Consider the following 19,969-nt stretch of genomic DNA (forward strand, 5'->3'; position numbering starts at 1 on the left):
CCAGCGGGGCTGACGCCCCGGCGAAATTCCCCTCCCACCTACGTCGGAGGGAGTCCCCTTTCGCATTTAAGATGGATGGGGATGATGCCGAGCGCCTTCCTGTCTTCGGTGCAGAGCATGATGCCGCTGCGAATGGCGTCGATGGGGCTCTGAATGACCACCTGTTTGCCAAACACCGATATCTCGCCCCCTCGAGGTGTCTCGGCGCCGAAGATAAGCTTCATCAGCTCGCTGCGCCCGGCCCCCACCAGCCCGAAGATGCCGAGGATCTCCCCGCGTTTCACCTCGAGCGACACCGGCGCCTTCAGGCCGGGCCCCATCAGGTGTTCCACCTTGAAGCCCGCCTCGCCAAGCGGCCTTGGGCTGTAGCCATAGATGTCGGTCAGCTCGCGCCCCACCATGGTCTTGACCAGCAGATCCCGGTCCACCTCGGCCATGGAAGCGAAGGTGCGCACGAACTGGCCATCCTTGAACACCGTGATGGCATCGCACAGGGCGAAGATCTCGTCCATGCGGTGGGAGACGTAGAGAATGACCTTGCCCTCGTCCCGCAACTGGCGGATGACCCGAAACAGCTGCTCAATCTCGCGGGACGACAGGCTGCTGGTCGGCTCGTCGAAGGCGATGACGCTGGCGTCCCGGGTCAGGGCCTTGGCGATCTCCACCATCTGCCACTGACCCAGGGACAGGTACTTGAGCGGCGTCTCGGGGGAGACGTCCATCCCGAGGCGCGCCAACTGCCTGGCTGCATCCTGATAGAGCTTCTCCCGATCAATGACGCCGCGCCGGGTCGGCAACTGCCCCAGGTAGATGTTCTCCGCCACGCTCATTTCAGGGACCAGGTGCAGCTCCTGATAGATGATGGCGATCCCGCTCTCAAGGGCATCGACCGTGTTTTGGAACACTTTCTCCTGACCCGCCAGCTTCACCACCCCGCGGGTGGGCGCCTGAAAACCGCTCAGGATCTTGAGCAGGGTGGACTTGCCGGCCCCGTTCTCTCCCATCAGCGCGTGTACCGTGCCCTGCTGGCAGGCGAAGGAGACGTTCTGCAGCGCCTTGACGCCGGGAAACTCCTTGCTGATGCCGCAAAACTCCAGATATGGAACTTGATTCATGAGATGACTCCAGCCAGCCGGCACGGCGCACTCCGCCATGCCGGCATGGGTATCAAGGGATGGGGATCACAGCCCTTTCTTTTGCAGCTCGGCCTTGAAGTTGTCGCGGGTGATGAGTACCACGTCGGTCACCTCGGTGAACTTGGCAGGCTCGGCGCCGTTGACGACCCAGTCATGGAGCATCTGGATGCTCTTGTAGCCGTGTACGTCCGGGCTGGGCAGCAGGGAGCCGAGGAAGCCGGTGGCGCTGGACTTGGAGAGCTCGTTCACCGCATCCACCCCGTTGATACCGATGCCGATGACGTTCTCCGCCTTGAAGCCCTGCCCTTCGGTGGCGCGCACGCCGCCGAGCACGGTGTTGTCATTCATGCCGACGATGAGCCAGTTCTTGACCTCGGGGTGTTGCACCAGCATGGAGTTGGCGGCATCCAGCGCCCCCGGAATGTCGTTGCTCTTGGTGGGCGCGCGGAAGATCTGGCCCTCGGGGAAACCGGCGGCCTTGAGCGCGCCTAGGGAGCCCTCGACCCGGCGACGGGCGGTGTCGAGCTCGTCGGCGGTGATGGCGAGCACCCCGGTCGCCTTTACGTCCCACTGGCGCTTTTGCATCTCCTTGTAGAGCTCCTGACCCTGACGCTCGCCAATCTTGGTGGCGGCCATCATCACCAGGGGCACTTGCTCCATGGGCTGGCCCTTGGCGTTGACGAACTGGTCATCCACCGTGATGACCTTCAGATCCATGCTGTTGGCCTTGGCCATGATGGCGGCACCGAGTTTGGGATCAGGGGTACAGATGACGAAGCCCTTGGCGCCATTCGCCGCCAGACTGTCGATGGCATTGAGGGTCTTCTCCCCGTCGGGGACGGCTATCTTGATCACCTCGAAGCCCAGTTCCTTGCCCGCCTTGTCGGCGAAGTTCCACTCGGTCTGGAACCAGGGCTCCTCGGGCTGCTTGACCAGGTAGCCCAGCTTCAGCGCTTCGGCCGAGAAAGCAGAATTTGCCATACCAAGGGCGAACCCCATCGCGATCATGCCTTTAACGATTTTGTTCATGCGAATGTCTCCAACGGTTCTATCAATCCATGTATCCACGCAGTGCTGCTCGTTAAGTCAATCAAGTCGCAGCCATATAAAAACATGCTTAAACAGGACGTTATTGTTGTTGCTGATTGAGCGAACCAAGTTGTAATCGTTTTCACAATTAAAAATGGAGAGCAGGATCACGCCATGAGATTGCAGCCATTTCGTCTATATAATTAGCAATTTCGTCACATATTGAATTTTAGAGAGCCGTCACCCTGTCGCACTGACAGCGTTAAAATCCATATTTCCAGCAGCCAATGGCTAACCGCCCCTCCTGCCCATCTCCTATGGTTCCCCCCAGTCACCCCTCATTGATGGTCAGGAGCACTTATGTCTGAACACATCGTCATCGGACTCGATTTCGGCAGCGACTCGGTCAGGGCACTCGCCGTGCACTGCCAGGACGGCGCCGAGCTGGCGACCCATGTCGTCTATTACCCGCGCTGGCAGGCAGGCCACTACTGCCAACCGGTCAACAACCAGTTCCGCCACCACCCCCTCGACTATCTGGAGTCCATGGAGCAGGCGGTGGTGGCGGTGGTGAGCCAGCTCACGCCGAGTCAGCGCACCGCCGTGCGCGGCATCGGGGTGGACAGCACCGGCTCCACCCCCGCCCCCATCGACAGAGAGGGGCGCGTGCTGGCCCTGCGTCCGGAGTTTGCCGACAACCCCAACGCCATGTTCGTGCTGTGGAAGGATCACACCGCCATTGAGGAGGCGGAGGCCATCACCGCCCTGTGCCACGGCGGCCAGTTCCCCGACTACAGCCGCTACATCGGCGGCATTTACTCCTCCGAGTGGTTCTGGGCCAAGATCCTGCACGTCTCCCGCGCCGATGCCGCCGTGCGCGCCGCCGCCTGCAACTGGGTCGAGCTGTGTGACTGGGTCCCCGCCGTCCTGAGCGGCACCCAGGCCCCGGCCACCCTCAAGCGCGGGCGCTGTGCCGCCGGCCACAAGTCCCTCTGGCACCCGAGCTGGGGCGGCCTGCCGCCCGCCGACTTCCTCAATGCCCTGGATCCCCTGCTGACGGAGGATCTCGATTTCCCCCTCTTTACCGACAGCTGGACCGCCGATCTCCCGGTCGGCACTCTGACCCCGGAGTGGGTGGAGCGGCTGCACCTCTCCTGCGAGGTGGTGATCGCCGGCGGCGCCTTTGACTGCCACATGGGGGCGGTGGGAGCCGGGGCCGGCAACAATGCGCTGGTGAAGGTGATAGGCACCTCCACCTGCGACATCCTGATCGCAGATGAGGCCACCATAGGTGATCGGGCCATTGCCGGGATCTGCGGCCAGGTGGATGGCAGCGTGGTGCCGGGCATGGTGGGGCTGGAGGCGGGACAGTCCGCGTTCGGTGACATCTATGCCTGGTATCAGCGCCAGCTAGGCTGGCCCCTTGACAGCCTCGCCGCCCAGTATCCGGAGCTTCGCACCGCCATCGAGCGCCACAAGCAGGCCCTGTTACCCAGCCTCGCCGCCGCCTGGGATCAGCAGCGCGACCTGGCGCACCTGCCGGTGGTGCTCGACTGGTTCAACGGCCGGCGCACCCCCTATGCCAACCAGCGCCTGCAGGGCACCCTCACGGGGATCAACCTCGGCACCGATGCCCCCGATCTCTTCGGCGCCCTGGTGGCCTCCACCGCCTTCGGTGCCCGCAGCATCATGGAGTGCATGACCAGTCAGCAGGTGCCGGTAGAGCAGGTGATCGCCCTTGGCGGCATCGCCCGCAAGTCCACCACCGTGATGCAGACCTGCGCCGACGTGATGAACAGGCCCATCCAGGTGGTGGCCTCGGATCAGTGCTGCGCCCTGGGGGCGGCCATCTTTGCCGCCGTGGCGGCCGGGATCCACGCCGATGTGGCCAAGGCCCAGCACCACATGGCGAGCGCCGTGGAGCGCACCCACCAGCCACACCCCGAGCGGGTCACCGAGTATGAACGCCTCTACCAGCGCTACCTCGCCTGGGGCGCCGCCGCCGAACCGCTCTACAACCGGGGGGTGCCGGCATGAACCTCAAGACCCTCAAGGATCAGGTGCTCGCCGCCAATCTGGATCTGCCACGCCATGGCCTGGTGACCTTCACCTGGGGCAACGTGAGCGGCATCGACCGAGAGCGCAATCTGGTGGTGATAAAGCCAAGCGGCGTCAGCTATGAGCGGATGCGGGTCGAGGACATGGTGGTGCTGGATCTGGCGGGCAAACAGGTGGAGGGCGCCTTGCGCCCCTCCTCCGACACCGCCACCCACCTGGTGCTCTATCGCGCCTATCCGGAGCTTGGCGGCGTGGTGCACACCCACTCCACCCACGCCACCGCCTGGGCCCAGGCGGGGCGCGCCATCCCCATTTTCGGCACCACCCAGGCCGACTACTTTCACGGCGAGATCCCCTGCTCCCGCCTGCTCACCCCGGGCGAAGTGGAGGAGGACTACGAGGGGCTGACCGGTCATCTCATCGTCGAGACCCTCAAGCAGACCCCCATCCTCACCATGCCGGGGGTGCTTGTGGCCAACCACGGCCCCTTCAGCTGGGGCAAGAGCGCCGAGGACGCAGTGCACAACGCCGTGGTGCTGGAAGAGGTGGCCCGCATGGCCTGGCTCACCGGCCAGATCAACCCGGGGGCCCGCCCCCTGCCCGATTACCTGCTGGAGAAGCACTACCAGCGCAAGCATGGCAAACACGCCTATTACGGCCAGACAAAAGCCTAAAAGAGGACAAACTCATGGAATTGATGAAACAGCTGGAAGTGTGGTTCCTGGTCGGCAGCCAGCACCTGTATGGCGCCACCACATTGAAGCAGGTGGCCGATCACGCCCACACCATCGCCAGCCAGCTCAACGAGGGGACGAACCTGCCCCTCAAGATAGTGCTCAAACCCACCGGTACCACCCTGGATGAAATCAGCGCGGTGGCCCGGGATGCCAACCACGACCAGCGCTGCGCCGGGCTCATGGTGTGGATGCACACCTTCTCCCCCGCCAAGATGTGGATCCCGGCGCTGAGCCAGTTGCAAAAGCCCCTGTTGCAATTTCACACCCAGTTCAACCGGGATCTCCCCTGGAGCGAGATCGACATGGACTTCATGAACCTGAACCAGACCGCCCACGGCGGACGCGAGTTCGGCTTCATGGGGGCCCGGCTGCGGCTGCCCCGCACCGTGGTGGTGGGTCACTGGCAGGATGAAGAGGCCAGACAGAAGATTGGCAACTGGATGCGCATCGCCGCCGCCATCCACGACAGCCGCCACCTCAAGATCGCCCGTTTTGGCGACAACATGCGCAACGTGGCGGTCACCGAGGGCGACAAGATTGAGGCCCAGATCCAGTTCGGCTATCAGGTGAACTACCACCCGGTCGGCGATCTGGTCAAGGTGATCGATGCCGTGCCCGAGAGCGACATCGAGGCGCTGCTGGCCGAATATGAGGCGACCTACACCCTGACCGAGGCGGTGCAGGCGGGCGGGGGGCTTCGTGCCTCCCTGTATGAGGCGGCGCGCCAGGAGCTGGGGATGAAGAAGTTCCTCACCGACGGCGGTTTTGGCGCTTTCACCACCACCTTCGAAGATCTCTATGGTCTGCACCAGCTGCCGGGCCTCGCCTGCCAGCGCCTGATGGAACAAGGCTTCGGTTTTGGGGCTGAAGGGGACTGGAAGACCGCGGCCCTTTTGCGCACCCTGAAAGTGATGGGATATGGCCTTGCGGGGGGCGCCTCCTTCATGGAGGACTACACCTACCATCTGGAAGCGGGCAACAACCTGGTGCTGGGAGCCCACATGTTGGAAGTCTGCCCCTCCATCGCCGCAGGCAAACCCGTGCTGGACGCCCAGCACTTAGGCATAGGCAAGAAGGCCGATCCGGCCCGCCTGCTGTTCGCGGCCCCGGCGGGCAAGGCGGTCAACGCCAGCCTCATCGATCTCGGCAACCGTTTCCGCCTGGTGGTCAATCAGCTGGAGGTGGTGGACCTGCCAGAGGCCATGCCGAAACTCCCGGTGGCCAGCGCCCTGTGGAAACCCCTGCCGGACCTGCAGACCAGCGCCGAGGCCTGGATCCTGGCGGGCGCCGCCCACCACTCGGTGTTCACCCAGGCGGTGGACATCGAGCAGCTGCGCACCTTCGCCGACATCATGGGTATCGAGTTTGTGGTCATCGACGAGCACACCCGCATCCCCGCGCTCAAGGAGCAACTGCGCTGGAACGAGGTCTACTACAAGATCTGCCAGTGACCCTTTAATCGGCCAGCGGCCATCACAATGACAACAGCCCCGCCCGCGGGGCTGTTTCATTTCGCGTCCCCTCAGGGATGACCCTCCTCCCCCTCCAGCAGCCAGTGACAGACTCGCTGTACCCCGTGGCGCCGGCTGTCGGGTCGGGCGAGCAGGGCGTATTCGTGATCCGTCTCCAGCACGGGAGCAAAGGGGGCGACCAGGGCGCCGCTCTCCAGCTCCTCGGCCACTATGGTGGGATCCCCGAGAGAGAGGCCAAACCCCTGCAAGGCGGCATTCATCGCCAAGTCCAGGGTATCGAACAGCTGCCCCCCCTGGGGCTGCCAGGGGATGTCGAGGAAGGCGGCAAACCAGTTGCGCCAGTCCCGCCTATCGGCGCTGGCATGGATGAGGGGCAGCAGGGGCAGCTCGTTCAGGTCGCGCTCGAACAGACGATGCTTGGCAGCAAACGCCGGGGCGCAGACCGGGGTCAGCCGTTCCCGAAACAGGGGCTGGCTGTGGGGATAGCGCCCCAGGCAGGGCTGGTAGACGATGGCGAGATCGAAGGGCTCCCGGGAGAAGTCGATGCCATGGCTGTGGCTGCCACGCACCTCCACCGCCTCCCCCTCGAACGCCTGCAACCGCCGCAGCAGCCAGCGGCTGGCGCAGGAGGGCACCTTGATGCTGATCGCCTGCTCGTGGGGCAGGGCCTGCAAGGCGCTGAGCCCCTCCCCCATGCGGGCCAGCCCTTCACGAACGAAAGGCAGCAGCCGCTCGGCGGCGGGGGTCAAGGTGAGACAACGGGTGCCACGCACGAACAGCAGGTGGCCCAGGCGCGCCTCCAGCTGGGCGATCTGCTTGCTCACCGCCCCCTGGCTCACGCACAGCTCGTCGGCGGCCAGGGTAAAACTCAGGTGGCGGGCAGAACACTCGAAGACCTGCAGGCCATAGAGAGGCAACTGAGTACGCGGCTGGGTGGACAACATGACAAGCCTCCATGCTTGAGAAAAACTCATGCATACCATGCCGAATAATCCGTTGTCCGGCAAGCCTTGGGGGGGCTAAAAAGGGACCTCTTTCACACACGCAGGTGACGGCGCCATGTCCATCCCCCAGGTTTCCAGCAAACTGCCCCAGGTGGGCACCACCATCTTCACCGTGATCGGGGATCTGGCCGCCCGCCACCCCAGCATCAACCTCTCCCAGGGGGCGCCGAGCTTCCCCTGCGATCCCGAACTCATCCGGGTGACCCACGAGGCCATGCTGGCCGGTGAAAACCAGTACGCCCCCATGACGGGGCTGCCTGCCCTGCGCGAACAACTGGTAGCCAAGATTGCAGCCAGCTACGGCCATCACTATGATGCGGGCGAGGAGATCACCATCACCGCCAGCGCCAGCGAAGCCCTGTTCTGCGCCATCACCGCCCTGGTTCACCCCGGCGACGAGGTGATCATGTTCGAGCCGGCGTTTGACAGCTACCGCCCCATGATCCAGTTGCAGGGAGCCACCCCTGTGGTGATCGCCCTCAAGGCGCCGGATTTCGCCATTCCCTGGGACGAGGTGGCCGCCCGCATCACCCCCCGCACCCGCATGATAGTGCTCAACACCCCCCACAACCCCACCGGCACCGTCTGGCAGGCAGGGGATCAGGAGCGCCTCGCCCGCCTGGTGCGCGGCACCGACATCCTGATCCTCTCGGACGAGGTGTACGAGCACGTGGTGTTCGACGGCGCCCTGCACCAGAGCGTCATCCGCTATCCGGAGCTGGTGGAGCGCTCCGTCGCCGTCTTCTCCTTCGGCAAGACCTTCCACGTCACCGGCTGGCGGGTGGGCTACTGCGTGGCTCCCCGTCCCCTGATGGAGGAGATCCGCAAGGTGCACCAGTTCGCCATGTTCGCCGCCGACACCCCCATGCAGTACGGCTTCGCCCACCTGTTGCAGCAACCGGCCCACTATCAGGGGCTGGCAGCCTTCTACCAGCGCAAGCGCGACCTGCTCGCCACGGCCCTGGCCGGTTCGCGCCTGACCCTGCTCCCCTCGGCAGGCAGCTTCTTCATGCTGGCGAGCTACGAGCGGGTAAGCGACGAGCCGGACAGCCTGTTCGTGCAGCGGCTCATCCGCGATCACGGGGTCGCCACCATTCCGGTCTCCGCCTTCTATCACGACGGCACGGATCAGCGGGTCATCCGCCTCTCCTTCTCCAAGGATGACGACACCCTGCTGGCGGGCGCCGAGCGCCTGTGCGGCGTCTAGGGGGCACCATGGATTCACTGCGTGTTGCCGTCCTCCAGATGGTCTCCGGGGATGACCTTGACCACAACCTGGCCCAGGCCGAAGCGTTGCTGCGTCAGGCCGCGGCCGAGGGGGCAGAACTGGCCCTGCTGCCCGAATACTTCTACCTGATGCCGGTCGATGAGCGGGCGCGGGTGGCCCTGGCCGCCCCCGCTGGCGATCACCCCCTGCTGGCCTGGGTACAGGGGCTGGCCCGGGAGCTCGGCGTCTGGATCCTGGCCGGCACATTGCCGCTTGCCAGCCACGAGCCCGGCAAGATGCACAACAGCAGCCTGCTCATCGACCCGCAAGGGCAGCTCGCAAGCCGCTACGACAAGCTGCACCTGTTTGGCTTTTGCACCGGGCAGGAGCAGTATGACGAGGCCGCGACCATGACCCCGGGCCGGGAGGTGGTGAGCCATCCCCTGCCCTGGGGCGTACTGCGCCTCGGGATCTGCTACGACCTGCGCTTCCCGGAGCTGTTTCGCCTGGGGCCCACCCCCGATTTCATCGCCCTGCCCGCGGCCTTCACCCACACCACCGGGCTCGCGCACTGGGCGCTGCTGCTGCGGGCCCGGGCGGTGGAAAACCTGGCCTTCGTGTTTGCCAGTGCCCAGGGGGGGCACCACCCCGGTGGGCGGCGCACCTTCGGCCACAGCATGATCATCGATCCCTGGGGCCGGATACTGGCCCAGGTAGAGGAGGGTCAGGGCATGGCCATCGCCACCCTGGATCTGGCAGCACAGCGCACGGTGCGCAGCCAGTTGCCGGCCCTCACCCATCGCAAGATAGCCGTCGGCCCTTGAGGCTGGCACCCTTTAGCACGCTAGGAATGACACCACACTTCAAGGGACTGACCATGAAACTCAACACACTGATGATGCTGATGGCCCTGGCCACCGCCGGCCAGGCCGCCGCCAAACCCCTGGTGATCGCCACCGATGCCACCTATCCCCCCTTCGAGATGGTCGACAGCAACGGCCAGCTCGGCGGCTTCGAGGTCGATCTCGCCTATGCCTTGTGCGCGGCCATGAAGACCGAGTGCGAGGTGATAAACCAGCCCTGGGATGCCCTGCTTCCCGGCCTGCAGGTGCGCAAGTACGACGCCATCATGTCCTCCATGAACATCACCGACGAGCGGCGCCAGAAAGTGGACTTCAGCCAGGTCTACTACATGATGCAGAACCGCTTCGTGGGGCGCAGCGACAAGGCGGCCGACTTTGCAGACGATCCGGCCCACTTCAAGGGCAAGGTGATCGCGGTGCAGGAGGGCACCCCCCAGGACAACTTCATCACCGCCCGCTACGGTGAGGTGGCCAAGATCAAGCGCTACGTCAACGCCCAGTCCCCCATGCTGGATCTGCAGTCCGGCCGCGCCGACTACACCTTCGGCAACATGGTGCAGTTGAAGGTGGGCTTCCTCGACAAGGAGATGGGCAAGCAGTTCGCCTTCGTCGGTCCCCAGTTCAACGGCACCCAGGACAAGATCCTGGGAGAAGGGGTGGCGGTGGCCCTTCGCAAGCACGATGACAAGCTCAAGGCCCGCTTCGATGCCGCCATCGAGAGCGTCAAGGCCGACGGCACCTTCAACACCCTGCTCAAGAAGTACCAGCTCGAAGATCTGCTCTGATCCCGGCATGCCGGCCCCCTGGACAGTTGCAAGGGGCCATGGCAACAGGGCGGCCATTGGCCGCCCTGTGTCGTTTTCCCGGCCTCTCGCCGTTATTGGGCCAGGCCCAGGTGCCCGGCAATCTGCTGGTACAGGGTCTGGTAGTTGTCGTCGAAGTGGTGGGAGCCCGGCAGGGTCACCGTCGTCACGTTCGGCTGCTGCAAGCGCGGACAGAGTTTGACCGGGGAGTCATCCTCCGCTCCCTGCACGCAGAGCAGCGGCAGACTCTGGATGCGTGTCACCTCCGGCAGGGTGGGATAGCGGCCCCCCTTGTCGTGCACCACCATGTCGCTGACGTGGATCTCGAAATCCGACGCCGTCGAGGGGGAGAGCATCACGGCGCCCGCCAGGCTGTCGCGATAGGCTGGCGGCAGACGATTGATGACGAAGGGCACTATCTCGGCACCAAAGGAGAAACCCACCAGCAACCAGCGCTGGCGCCCCCAACGGGACTGGTACTCGGTGAGGATGCGCACCAGATCCGCCGTCGCCTGCTTCGGCATCTTCTTCTTCCAGTAATAGGAGAGCGAGCTCCAGCCCACCACCGGCATGCCGTGGGCCTGCAACTGGGCGCTGAGCCCCTTGTCCAGCGCCGCCCAGCCGCCATCCCCGCTCATGAAGACCACCATGGGGGCGGACGAGGCTTGCGCCACGGGCAACTCCACCAGCCCCAGATCCGCACCGACCCGGCCCGGCTGGGCGGCCACCGCCGGGAGGGTGAGCGAGGAGACGAAACAGCAAATCAACAGCAACAACATGGCTCTCATGGGCCAACTCCTATTTCTTCATGAGCCCGAAGGGGCCGCGACTGATGAGGGAGACGAGATGGGTCAGGGTGCGGGGCAGCACCAGATGACCGGTACAGAGCAGGTAGCGGGGCTCCCACCTTGGGCCGAACTTCTCCTTGTAACGCCGCAATCCCTGGAAGTTGTAGAAACGGCTGCCCCGGGTGAACAGGGTGTTGCCAAGGCGGGCCCAGTAACCGCCGAGGGGGTTGTCGTTGAAGCCCGACATGGGGGCCATCCCCAGGTTGAAGCTGGCATACCCCTCCTGCTTGCCCCACAGCAGGAGCTCGACAAACAGGAAATCCATGACAGGCGCCGCCCCCGTGTCCAGGCTGTAGCGCATCAGATCGATGGAGTGGCTCTCCTTGTTGTCGCTGGTCCAGAGGTTGGCAAACCCGACGATCTGCCCCTCCCGCCGCACCAGCGCCATCGGGTTGAGGATGAGGTAGGCAGGATCGAAACTGCCCACGGAGAAGCCCTTCTCCCTGCCCTGCTTGCTGTGCAGCCAGCTGTCGGAGATCCCCTTCAACTCGGGCAGCAGGGGGGCAATCTCACCGGGGACCACCACCTCGAAGCGCAGCCCTTCCCGCTTGCCCTTGGCGTAGCTCTGGCGCAGGTTGCGCAGGCGACTGCCGGCGAGATCGAAGCTCGGCAGATCCACGATGGCCTCCTCCCCCAGTTTGAAGGGGATGAGCCCGAGATCCAGATAGACAGGCAGATATCGGGCCGACACCTGGTAGAAGACCGGGCTGACGTCGTGCTCGTCACAGCGCTCGCGAAACTGCCAGAGCAGCTCCTCCACCAGGGAGGGCTGGCCGACGGGATCCCCCATCACTATCCAGCTGCTGCCCTCGACCCCGTACATGAGGAAGGCCTCGCCGCTTGGGTGGAACAGCAGGGACTTGTCCCCGAGCTGGGCCAGGTAGCCGTGGCCTCCCCCTGCCCGCATCACCAGCCCATGGGCACGGGAGAGCGCCTCGGCATCCGGCTTGCAGGCGGCGAGGCGCAAGGGCGCCAGCAGATGGGCCACCCCGACCACCGCCAGCACGCCGATGACGCTCCCCATGGCGCGCAGGGCACGGGAGGCGGCCCCGGGCCCGTGGGCCGAGACGTGCAGCCAGAGGGAGGGGTCGTACTCCACATGGCGGTAGGAGAAGAGCAGCAACCACAAGGCCCCCAGCAGCACGGCCCCCACCGACATCAGCCAGGAAGGGGTAAACCGGGCGTGAAGCAGGGAACCCTTGCGATAAAAGAGGGGGCGGCAGGGGGTGATGATGAGCAAGAAGCCCCCGAGCAGCAGGGCCGACTCCCAGTCAAACCCTTTGAACAGGGAGAACAGCATGCCAAGCCCCAGCAGCCACTGGGTGATCCTGAATGCCCCGTCATGACGGCGGTAGAGGCTGTGGGCCAGCAACAGCAGCAACACGCCGCTGACGCTGCCGAGCACATGGGAGAGCTCCAGCAGGTGCAGGGGCAACACCTGCAGGAAGGCTTCGATGCGCCCCTTCATGGTCGGGATCATCCCGGAGCAGAGCAGCAGGGTGCCCGCCGCGAAGGTCCCCATGCTCACCAGGGCGGGCACAAACTCCCGGGTCGCCATCATCACCCCCTGCAACGGGTGCAGGCGGGCCCGCTGTTGCAGCAGCTCCTGACCTGCGAACAGCAGCAGGGCACAGAGGAAGGGCAGGAAGTAGTAGGCGCAGCGGTAGATAAGCAGGGAGGCGAGCAGCTTGTCCACCGGCAGATAGTGGGTGAGCAGCAGGCTCATGCTCGCCTCGAAGACCCCGATGCCCCCCGGCACATGGGCCAGCACCCCGAGCAGGCTGGAGAGCACGAAGGCACTGAGCAGCACCGGATAGGGCACGCTGCCCGATGACAGCAGCACATAGAGCACGGCGGCGGCGGCCATCCAGTCGAGCAGGGCGATGAGCAGCTGCAGCAGGCGGTATCTGATGCGCGGCAGGAACAGCGGGTGCCCGCGCCAGACCAGGGCTGTCCCCGGCCACACCAGATACGCCAGCACCGTCAGCAGGGCCAGGCCCCCCGCCAGTTGCAACAACCCGGTCGCCCAGCGGGGCCAGTCCACCAGCAGGGCCGCCCCCTGCCCCAGCAGCAGGGCACTACCTCCCCAGCCCAGCAGACCGAGGAAGAAGGTGATGGAGCAAAAGAGGATCACCCTGGCCACCTCCCCGGTGCCAAGCCCCAGGGAGGAGTAGAGCCGGTAGCGTACCGAGGAGCCGGTGAGCAGCGCAAAGCCCAGGGTGTTGGAGAAGGTGTAGGCGATGAAGGAGGTCATCCCCACCTGCTGCCAGGGCAATCGCTTGTCCAGCACCTTCAGGGCCAGCAGATCGTAGCAGCAGAGGCAGCCATAGCTGAGCAGGGTGAGCAGCAGGGCGCCCCCCAACTGCGGCAAGGGTTGTGACCAGATGGCCTGGCGGATGTCGTGCCAGTGCCACAGGTGGGTCAAATGATAGAGGACGGTCAAGGCCGTCCCCAGCAGCAGCAGGCTGCACAGGGGGCCTATCCAGATCAACAGCTGACGCCGCATTCAAGATTCCTGTCAAAAAGCGTGGAGAAAGAGAGGCTCCGAAAACGGGCGGACAAGGCGCCCTCCCGGAGTGACTCCCCCACAGGCGGCGCGTGACGCCGCACGTTCACGGGGGCAATCCTATGATTTACCAGGCCCTGCCCGCTCGCCACTTTTCTTCTGTAACCTTATGTACAGGCAGACAAAACATCCCCGTCCGGGATAGAGGCAGGAGACGCCATGACACCCTCCCCCCTGATAAGACGCTTCCCCCAAAACACCCTGGGGCGCGATCTGGCCGTCGGCGATATCCACGGCCACTTCGCTCTGTTGCAGCAGGCCCTCGACACCCTGGATTTTGATCCCGCCCGGGACCGTCTCTTCTCCGTGGGGGATCTGACGGATCGCGGGCCCGAGTGCAGCGAGGTGATCCACTGGTTGGCCAGGCCATGGTTTCACCCGGTCTGCGGCAATCACGACGACTACGTCTGCCGTTACAAGAGTTGCGATCGGGAGAACTGGGTCCGAAACGGCGGCGGCTGGTTTCAGCAGCTGACCCCTGCCGAGCAGGCGGCGTTCGCCGTCTACTACCGCAGCCTGCCCCTGGCCATCGAGGTGGCCACCCCGGCCGGTCCGGTCGGGCTGCTTCACGCCGATTGCCCCTTCTCCTCCTGGCAGGGGCTGCTGGACCAACTCGATGCCGGGGTGAGCGGCGGACGGCTTCGGGCCATCAAGAACGTCTGCCTCTGGTCAAGGCGCCGTATCGAACGGCTGGACGAGAGCGGGGTCGCGGATCTCGCCGCCCTGGTGGTGGGCCACACCCCGGTGAGGGTGCCGGTGCGCCTTGGCAACGTCCACTACATCGACACCGGCGGCTGGTATCCCGAGGAGGGCGGCTACTTCACCCTGCTGGACCTCAATACCCTGGCTCCTCACTTTCCCCAGCCCTGAGCCGGACCGATGGGATGACCAGGCTCAAGGACAACGCCCACTGCCCATTAAAGCGCCAGGCGAACGCCCCGGACTTCGCTCTGCCTGCGCGATGGTTTACCATGCAGGCAATTGCGGTGCATGGCACCCCCACCCAGGCGCCAGGCGCCGCCGTCATCGGATACTCCTTTCGAGCAACATGAGCACATCAGCGCACCCGGCCAGCGGGCCCACGTTCTATTTCCACGACTACGAGACCTTCGGCATCAGTCCGGCCAAAGACAGGCCGTCGCAGTTTGCGGGCATTCGCACCGACGCGGATTTCAACGTCATCGGCGAGCCGCTGGTGATTTACTGCAAGCCGCCGGCGGATTACCTGCCGGAGCCGGAAGCCTGCCTCATCACCGGCATCACGCCGCAAAAGGCGATGAAGGACGGCCTGTGCGAGGCGGACTTCATCCGCCAGATCCACGCAGAGTTCGCCACCCCGGGCACCTGCGTGCTCGGCTACAACAGCATCCGCTTCGATGACGAGGTGACCCGCTACACCCTCTATCGCAACTTCTATGACCCTTATGCCTACGCCTGGCAGAACGGCAACTCCCGCTGGGACATCCTCGACATGCTGCGGGCCTGCTACGCCCTGCGCCCGCAGGGGATAGAGTGGGCCCTGGACGACGAGGGCAAGCCGAGCTTCAGGCTGGAGAAGCTGACGGTGGCCAACGGCGTGGCCCACGCCAACGCCCACGATGCGCTCTCGGATGTGCTGGCCACCATCGAGATGGCCAGGCTGGTGAAAAATGCCCAGCCCAAGCTCTTCGAGTACCTCTTTGATCTTCGCAACAAGAACAAGGTGAAGGCCCTCATCGACGTGGTGACCATGAAACCCCTGGTGCACGTCTCCGGCATGTTCTCCCCCTGGCAGGGGTGTGCGAGCTGGGTGTCGCCGCTCGCCTGGCACCCCACCAACCAGAACGCGGTGATCATGGTGGATCTGACCCGTGACCCGACTCCGCTCATCGAGCTCTCCTGCGAGGAGATCCGCGAGCGCCTCTACACCAAAAAAGAGGAGCTGGGAGATCTGGCCGGCATTCCGGTCAAACTGGTGCACATCAACAAGTGCCCGGTGCTGGCCCCGGCCGCCACCCTGACGCCGGAGCGGGCGGACGAGCTGGGCATCAATCGGGCTCAGTGCCGCAAGAGCCTGGATCTACTGCGGGCCCACCCCGAGGTGCGGGAAAAACTGGTGGAGGTGTTCAACCAGGAGTTTGCCGGCAGCACCGACGGCGACCCCGACACCCAGCTCTACGCCGGCTTCTTCGGCCACGGCGACAAGTCCACCATGGATCTGGTGCGCGCCACCCCGGCGGATCTGCTGGGGGAGCGGGAGTTTGCCTTCACGGATCCCCGTCTGCCCGAGATGCTGTTCCGTTACCGCGCCCGCAACTGGCCCCACACCTTGAGCGAAGCGGAGCAGAAGCGCTGGCGCCTGCACTGCAGCGACTACTTCAGCCGCCGCCTGCCGGATTATGTGCCGCGCCTGGAAGCCCTGGCGGAACAGAACCAGGGGAACGAACGGAACTTTGCGATTCTAAAGAGTCTCTATCACTACCTTGAAAATCTGTGAGATGTGAGCCGTTTCACAGTTAAAAACCGATGCGTTTCCCCAGCTCGCGACATAATGGGCAGGGAGCCCAAGCTCCAGATAGTGTGAATATTTAGATGCGCTGACGGCATGGATGCCGTGCTTTCGACTGTTGGGGAACTCTCGTTTTATGCGTTCAGCTCTGCCTGCTTTGACACTCGTCGCCTGTGCCCTGCTGCCCCAGGCCGCCCTCGCTGGCGCCCGGTTCGAGGTGCCAGACTACCTCTTGCGCCTGCCGGAGCAGACCTACCGGCTCATCGAGCACAACTTCAGCACCCTCTACCAGCAGACCGACTTCACCCCGCAAATCACCAACAGCTATTTCAACCACTCGGATCTCTACCGCTTCGCCGGCATTCCCCTGGCCATCACGCCGCAAAACGGCTTCCAGATGGAGGTGTTCGGCCAGCTCTACAACAAGTCGTCCCAGATCTATGCCCAGATGAGCCAGGATCTCTCCCTCTATCGCACCCTGCGGGTGGACATGATGGGGGATCAGAGCGACGAGATCGCCATCGGCATGGGGCTCGGCATCCCCCTGACAACCCGCCTTACCGTCAAGGCGCTCGCCTCCAGCAACGAGATCCCGGGCTATGGCTCCGCCAATTACGCCATCGGGATGGAGTGGCACTTCTAGAGACCATTTCGCCACATAAAAAAGGCTCCCGAGGGAGCCTTTTTGCAGTGCAACGCCATCAGGGGTAGCGGATCACCGCCCCCTGCCCCCCTTGCAGCACCAGGGTGCTCCCCAGGGGCGTCTCGTCCCAGAAGTCCGTGCCCCCCGGCGTCAACGGGATCTCGCAGGCGTGCTCCCCCCAGTTGAACAGGCAGAGCAGCTCGCCGCCCCCGGGCAACGCCACCCGCCCGCGCTCGAATGCCATCCCCTCGAAGCGGGCCGCCGGGGTGCGCGCGGCGCACAGGGCGAGCAGCTTGCCAAGGCGCGCCCCTTGCGCCTCGTCCAGATCCTGCAATCTGTCCCCCGCCAGCACCATGCCACCGCTCGCCACCAGAGCGGCCAGGTGGAAGTCGTACTCGGTGCGGCTCCCGTACTGGCCCGGAATATCCCGCAGGCAGACGCAGTCGGGGTCCAGCACCCAGAGCCGCTCGTGCTGCCAGGCGCGGCAGAAGGCTTCTCGCGCTATCTGGCGAAAACGGGGGCCCTGGCGCTCCACGTCATCGCTCACCCGCATGCCGTGCACCAGGCCGAGGCTCGGCCACAGCGGCGCATTGCAGCCGAGCAGGAAGGCCCCCTCCCCGGCGCCGCGCAGGATGGCGGCCATGCCGCGCCGATAGGCCTCCACCCTAGTGGCGGCGGGGTCGTGGAAGCGACCACCGTGGATGGCCCCCCAGAAGTTGGCATCGAGCTTGAAGTAGTGAATGCCCCACTGGGTACGCAGGGTGCGAAATACCTGCTCCAGGTGCGTCTGCACCTCGGGGTGGGTGCCATCCAGCACGTACCAGGGGGTGCAGCGCCAGCCCCCGTAGGTGACCCGCTCCGAGGGGAGCGGCAGGCCATCCTCCCCTTTCACGAACCAGTCAGGGTGCTGCTGGAACACTCGGGAGCCGGGCTCGGCGATAAAGGGGGCGACCCAGAGCGCAGGCTCGCAACCGGCGGCGCGGATCTCCCCTGCCAGGGCCGCCACTCCCTCCTCGAACTTGGCGGAAGGGGTGAGCCAGTCCCCCATCCTGGCCTGATAGCCATCGTCTATCTGCACGTAGCGCAGGGCCGGGAAACGCTCGGCCCGCACCGCCAGGTTCTCGCGAATGTCCGCCGCGCTCACGTTCGCGTAGTAGTGATACCAGGAGCACCAGCCGCTCGGGCGCGTGGGCACCTCCCCCACCAGGGAGCCGTGCTCGGCGGCGATATGCTGCGCCAGCGTCGCGAGCAGGGCCTCCCTGTCCGGCCCCTCCTGGCAGATCAGCGCCTCGCTCTGCCAGTACGCACCCGGCGCCAGGGTGCGCCCTTCGGTGTTCATCACGATCTCGAGGCGCCCGTCGGGATGGAGGTGAAACTCCCCGCCAAAGCGCTGGCAGCTCGCAAAGGCCAGCAGCAGCCAACCCCCCTCCTGCGCCACCAGCAGCAGGTTGTGCACCGTGTGGTAGCCATGGTCGGCGGTGATGCGATAGACAGACGCATCGGGGCAGCGGCCCAGGTGCTCGGGGGCGTTCCAGCGTCCCCCGGTCTGGGCCAGCATCTGGAATCCCTCCCCGTAGATGGCCGCGTCGGGCGCAAGTCCGAGATCCCCCTCAAACAGCCGCCAGTGGTGGACGGCCTCGGACTGCTTCCCGGTGTTGTCGAGCCTCACCCGGCAAAGCGGCCCCTCCCACTGGCGGGTTTGCAGCAGGGTGTCAGGGAGGGCGGGATCGGCGGGCAGTTGGCGCAACCGGGCCAGGAGAGAGGGGGTCGACATGGGAACTCCTTCTTGTGAATGGGGTTGAAGCCGGGCCATTGTATCCCCTGCGGGTCAGTTGACCCTGTTCCCTCCCCCTCGTGCCTGTTAAACTGCGACCTTGCTCACACTTGCCAAGATGAGGCCCCCGTGCTGCTGCAACGCACCCTGCGCTACCTTCGTGATTTTCTGGTCATCATCGCCTGTCTGCTGGCAGGCAAGGCCGTGGCGGCCATCCTGCCCTTCGCCTTCCCCGGCAGCATCATCGGCATGCTGCTGCTGTTCGTGCTGCTCTCCTTGCAGATCGTCCGCTTCTCCTGGGTCGAGCTGGGGGGCGGCCTGCTGCTGCGCCACATGGGGGTGCTGTTCGTGCCGGTGGCGGTGGGTCTGGTGGCCTGGCTCGAGCCCCTGCGCCAATCCTTCGGTCTCATCATGCTCTGCGTCGTGCTCGGCATCGTGCTCATCCTGGGCGCGGTCGGCCACCTCTATCAAAGGATGAACAAGCCATGATCCTCTGGTTCGCCCTGCCCCTCACCCTGGCCCTCTATTTCATGACCCGGGCCCTCTACCGCCGCCTGCCCTGGCCCGTCATCAATCCGGTGCTGATCCCCACCGCCGTCATCATCGGCCTGCTGCTCTGGCTCGATCTGCCTCTGGATCAGTACCAGCAGGGGGCTTCGCCCCTAACCGCCCTGCTGGAACCCGCCGTGGTGGCCCTGGCCCTGCCGCTTTACCAGCAGGCGCGCCAGATCCGCGACAAGCTCACACCCATCCTGGCCTGCACCCTCACCGCGGTGCTCATCTCGGTCTGCACCACCCTGGGGGTCGGCCACCTGATGGGGGCGGATCCGGCGCTGCTCGCCTCCATCGCCACCAAGTCCATCACCACGCCGCTCGCCATGAGCGTCAGCCAGTCCCTCGGCGGCATTCCCGCCATCGCCGCCGCCGTGGTGGTGGTGGTGGGGATCCTGGGGGCCCTGGTGGGCTATCCCCTGCTCAAGCTGATGCGGGTCACCGACCCCGAGGCCCAGGGGCTCGCCATGGGAGCCTGCGCCCACGCCATCGGCACCGCCGCCTCCGCCGAGCAGGGGGTGACCCAGGGCGCCTTCTCGTCGCTGGCCATGGTGGTGTGCGGTGTGCTGACCGCGGCCATCGCCCCCCTGCTGTTCGCCCTCTACCACTGGCTGGCCTGATCCCCGCTGCCGTGGCCGCCCCTGCGGCCATGGCCTCTGTGCCCTTTCACCGTTTCCATCCGATACCCTCGCCTCCCTGATGCCGGGAGCTGGCGCACAGATTGCGAAAGACAAACGTTTCCTTTACCATCCCCGCCCCTTTGCCCATCAAGGCGTGAGCGCGCTCACA

17 protein-coding genes are annotated in these 19,969 nt (G+C 65.1%); 11 read left to right on the forward strand and 6 right to left on the reverse strand.

Annotation, left to right across the window (positions count from 1 at the left end; genetic code table 11):
- Positions 1-38 precede the first annotated feature (38 nt).
- A complete protein-coding gene (locus OKB81_RS00780; protein ID WP_270665370.1) occupies positions 39-1,115 on the reverse strand; it encodes an ATP-binding cassette domain-containing protein in 1,077 nt (358 codons plus the stop codon).
- Positions 1,116-1,181: 66 nt separating this feature from the next.
- On the reverse strand, positions 1,182-2,165 hold the full coding sequence (locus OKB81_RS00785; protein ID WP_010674475.1) for an arabinose ABC transporter substrate-binding protein: 984 nt from the start codon (positions 2,163-2,165) through the stop codon (positions 1,182-1,184).
- A 360-nt stretch (positions 2,166-2,525) separates the two neighbouring features.
- On the opposite strand from OKB81_RS00785, the gene OKB81_RS00790 reads away from it, so the two are divergent.
- From OKB81_RS00790 to araA, 3 genes are read left to right on the forward strand one after another with little or no spacing between them, the layout of a single operon-like run.
- Positions 2,526-4,202: a ribulokinase gene (locus tag OKB81_RS00790; RefSeq protein ID WP_160836891.1), complete on the forward strand. Its 1,677-nt coding sequence runs from the start codon at positions 2,526-2,528 to the stop codon at positions 4,200-4,202.
- Positions 4,199-4,897, forward strand: coding sequence for an L-ribulose-5-phosphate 4-epimerase (locus tag OKB81_RS00795; protein ID WP_042881612.1), 699 nt, complete (start codon positions 4,199-4,201; stop codon positions 4,895-4,897). The genes OKB81_RS00790 and OKB81_RS00795 overlap by 4 nt, the downstream gene beginning before the upstream one ends.
- A gap of 14 nt (positions 4,898-4,911) precedes the next feature.
- Entirely contained in the window at positions 4,912-6,411 is a 1,500-nt protein-coding gene (araA, locus tag OKB81_RS00800) for an L-arabinose isomerase (protein WP_160836893.1), read from the forward strand.
- A gap of 71 nt (positions 6,412-6,482) precedes the next feature.
- Here the strand turns inward: araA and OKB81_RS00805 are convergent, their stop codons facing one another.
- Positions 6,483-7,376, reverse strand: coding sequence for a LysR family transcriptional regulator (locus tag OKB81_RS00805; RefSeq protein ID WP_160836895.1), 894 nt, complete (start codon positions 7,374-7,376; stop codon positions 6,483-6,485).
- A 115-nt stretch (positions 7,377-7,491) separates the two neighbouring features.
- On the opposite strand from OKB81_RS00805, the gene OKB81_RS00810 reads away from it, so the two are divergent.
- The 3 genes from OKB81_RS00810 to OKB81_RS00820 are packed head-to-tail and all read left to right on the forward strand — an operon-like array spanning position 7,492 to position 10,291.
- Complete coding sequence (locus OKB81_RS00810) at positions 7,492-8,643, forward strand: methionine aminotransferase (protein ID WP_128296602.1); 1,152 nt, start codon at positions 7,492-7,494, stop codon at positions 8,641-8,643.
- A gap of 8 nt (positions 8,644-8,651) precedes the next feature.
- Positions 8,652-9,467, forward strand: a complete 816-nt coding sequence (locus OKB81_RS00815; RefSeq protein ID WP_160836897.1) for a carbon-nitrogen hydrolase family protein — start codon at positions 8,652-8,654, stop codon at positions 9,465-9,467.
- A gap of 53 nt (positions 9,468-9,520) precedes the next feature.
- Positions 9,521-10,291 (forward strand): ABC transporter substrate-binding protein, encoded by a 771-nt coding sequence (locus OKB81_RS00820; protein WP_128314185.1) that lies wholly within the window; start codon positions 9,521-9,523, stop codon positions 10,289-10,291.
- A gap of 92 nt (positions 10,292-10,383) precedes the next feature.
- On the opposite strand, the gene OKB81_RS00825 is transcribed toward OKB81_RS00820, so the two are convergent.
- Together OKB81_RS00825 and mprF are read right to left on the reverse strand one after the other, a co-directional pair.
- The gene (locus OKB81_RS00825; protein ID WP_270666096.1) at positions 10,384-11,097 is read right to left on the reverse strand and encodes an AcvB/VirJ family lysyl-phosphatidylglycerol hydrolase; all 714 of its coding nucleotides are present in this window, start codon (positions 11,095-11,097) and stop codon (positions 10,384-10,386) included.
- Positions 11,098-11,107: 10 nt separating this feature from the next.
- Positions 11,108-13,663: a bifunctional lysylphosphatidylglycerol flippase/synthetase MprF gene (gene mprF, locus OKB81_RS00830; RefSeq protein ID WP_270805092.1), complete on the reverse strand. Its 2,556-nt coding sequence runs from the start codon at positions 13,661-13,663 to the stop codon at positions 11,108-11,110.
- A 219-nt stretch (positions 13,664-13,882) separates the two neighbouring features.
- Between mprF and OKB81_RS00835 the strand changes: the two genes are divergently transcribed.
- The 3 genes from OKB81_RS00835 to OKB81_RS00845 all read left to right on the forward strand — a co-directional run bounded on the left by OKB81_RS00835 (position 13,883) and on the right by OKB81_RS00845 (position 16,854).
- Positions 13,883-14,593 carry a metallophosphoesterase gene (locus tag OKB81_RS00835; RefSeq protein ID WP_270666100.1) on the forward strand — a complete coding sequence of 237 codons (711 nt, stop codon included), beginning with the start codon at positions 13,883-13,885 and terminating at the stop codon, positions 14,591-14,593.
- 178 nt (positions 14,594-14,771) lie between these two features.
- Positions 14,772-16,199 carry an exodeoxyribonuclease I gene (sbcB, locus tag OKB81_RS00840; protein WP_268451730.1) on the forward strand — a complete coding sequence of 476 codons (1,428 nt, stop codon included), beginning with the start codon at positions 14,772-14,774 and terminating at the stop codon, positions 16,197-16,199.
- Between the two features lie 148 nt (positions 16,200-16,347).
- Entirely contained in the window at positions 16,348-16,854 is a 507-nt protein-coding gene (locus OKB81_RS00845) for a hypothetical protein (RefSeq protein ID WP_010674463.1), read from the forward strand.
- 58 nt (positions 16,855-16,912) lie between these two features.
- Here OKB81_RS00845 and OKB81_RS00850 read toward each other — a convergent pair whose 3' ends face one another.
- Entirely contained in the window at positions 16,913-18,628 is a 1,716-nt protein-coding gene (locus OKB81_RS00850; protein WP_270674391.1) for a glycoside hydrolase family 36 protein, read from the reverse strand.
- Between the two features lie 129 nt (positions 18,629-18,757).
- On the opposite strand from OKB81_RS00850, the gene OKB81_RS00855 reads away from it, so the two are divergent.
- Positions 18,758-19,117, forward strand: a complete 360-nt coding sequence (locus OKB81_RS00855; RefSeq protein ID WP_010674461.1) for a CidA/LrgA family protein — start codon at positions 18,758-18,760, stop codon at positions 19,115-19,117.
- A complete protein-coding gene (locus OKB81_RS00860; RefSeq protein ID WP_270666104.1) occupies positions 19,114-19,800 on the forward strand; it encodes an LrgB family protein in 687 nt (228 codons plus the stop codon). Before OKB81_RS00855 ends, OKB81_RS00860 begins: the two co-directional genes overlap by 4 nt.
- Positions 19,801-19,969: the final 169 nt, after the last annotated feature.

Origin of the sequence: Aeromonas sp. QDB56 (genome assembly GCF_027705505.1) — a bacterium.
Classification (GTDB): Bacteria; Pseudomonadota; Gammaproteobacteria; order Enterobacterales; family Aeromonadaceae; genus Aeromonas; species Aeromonas caviae.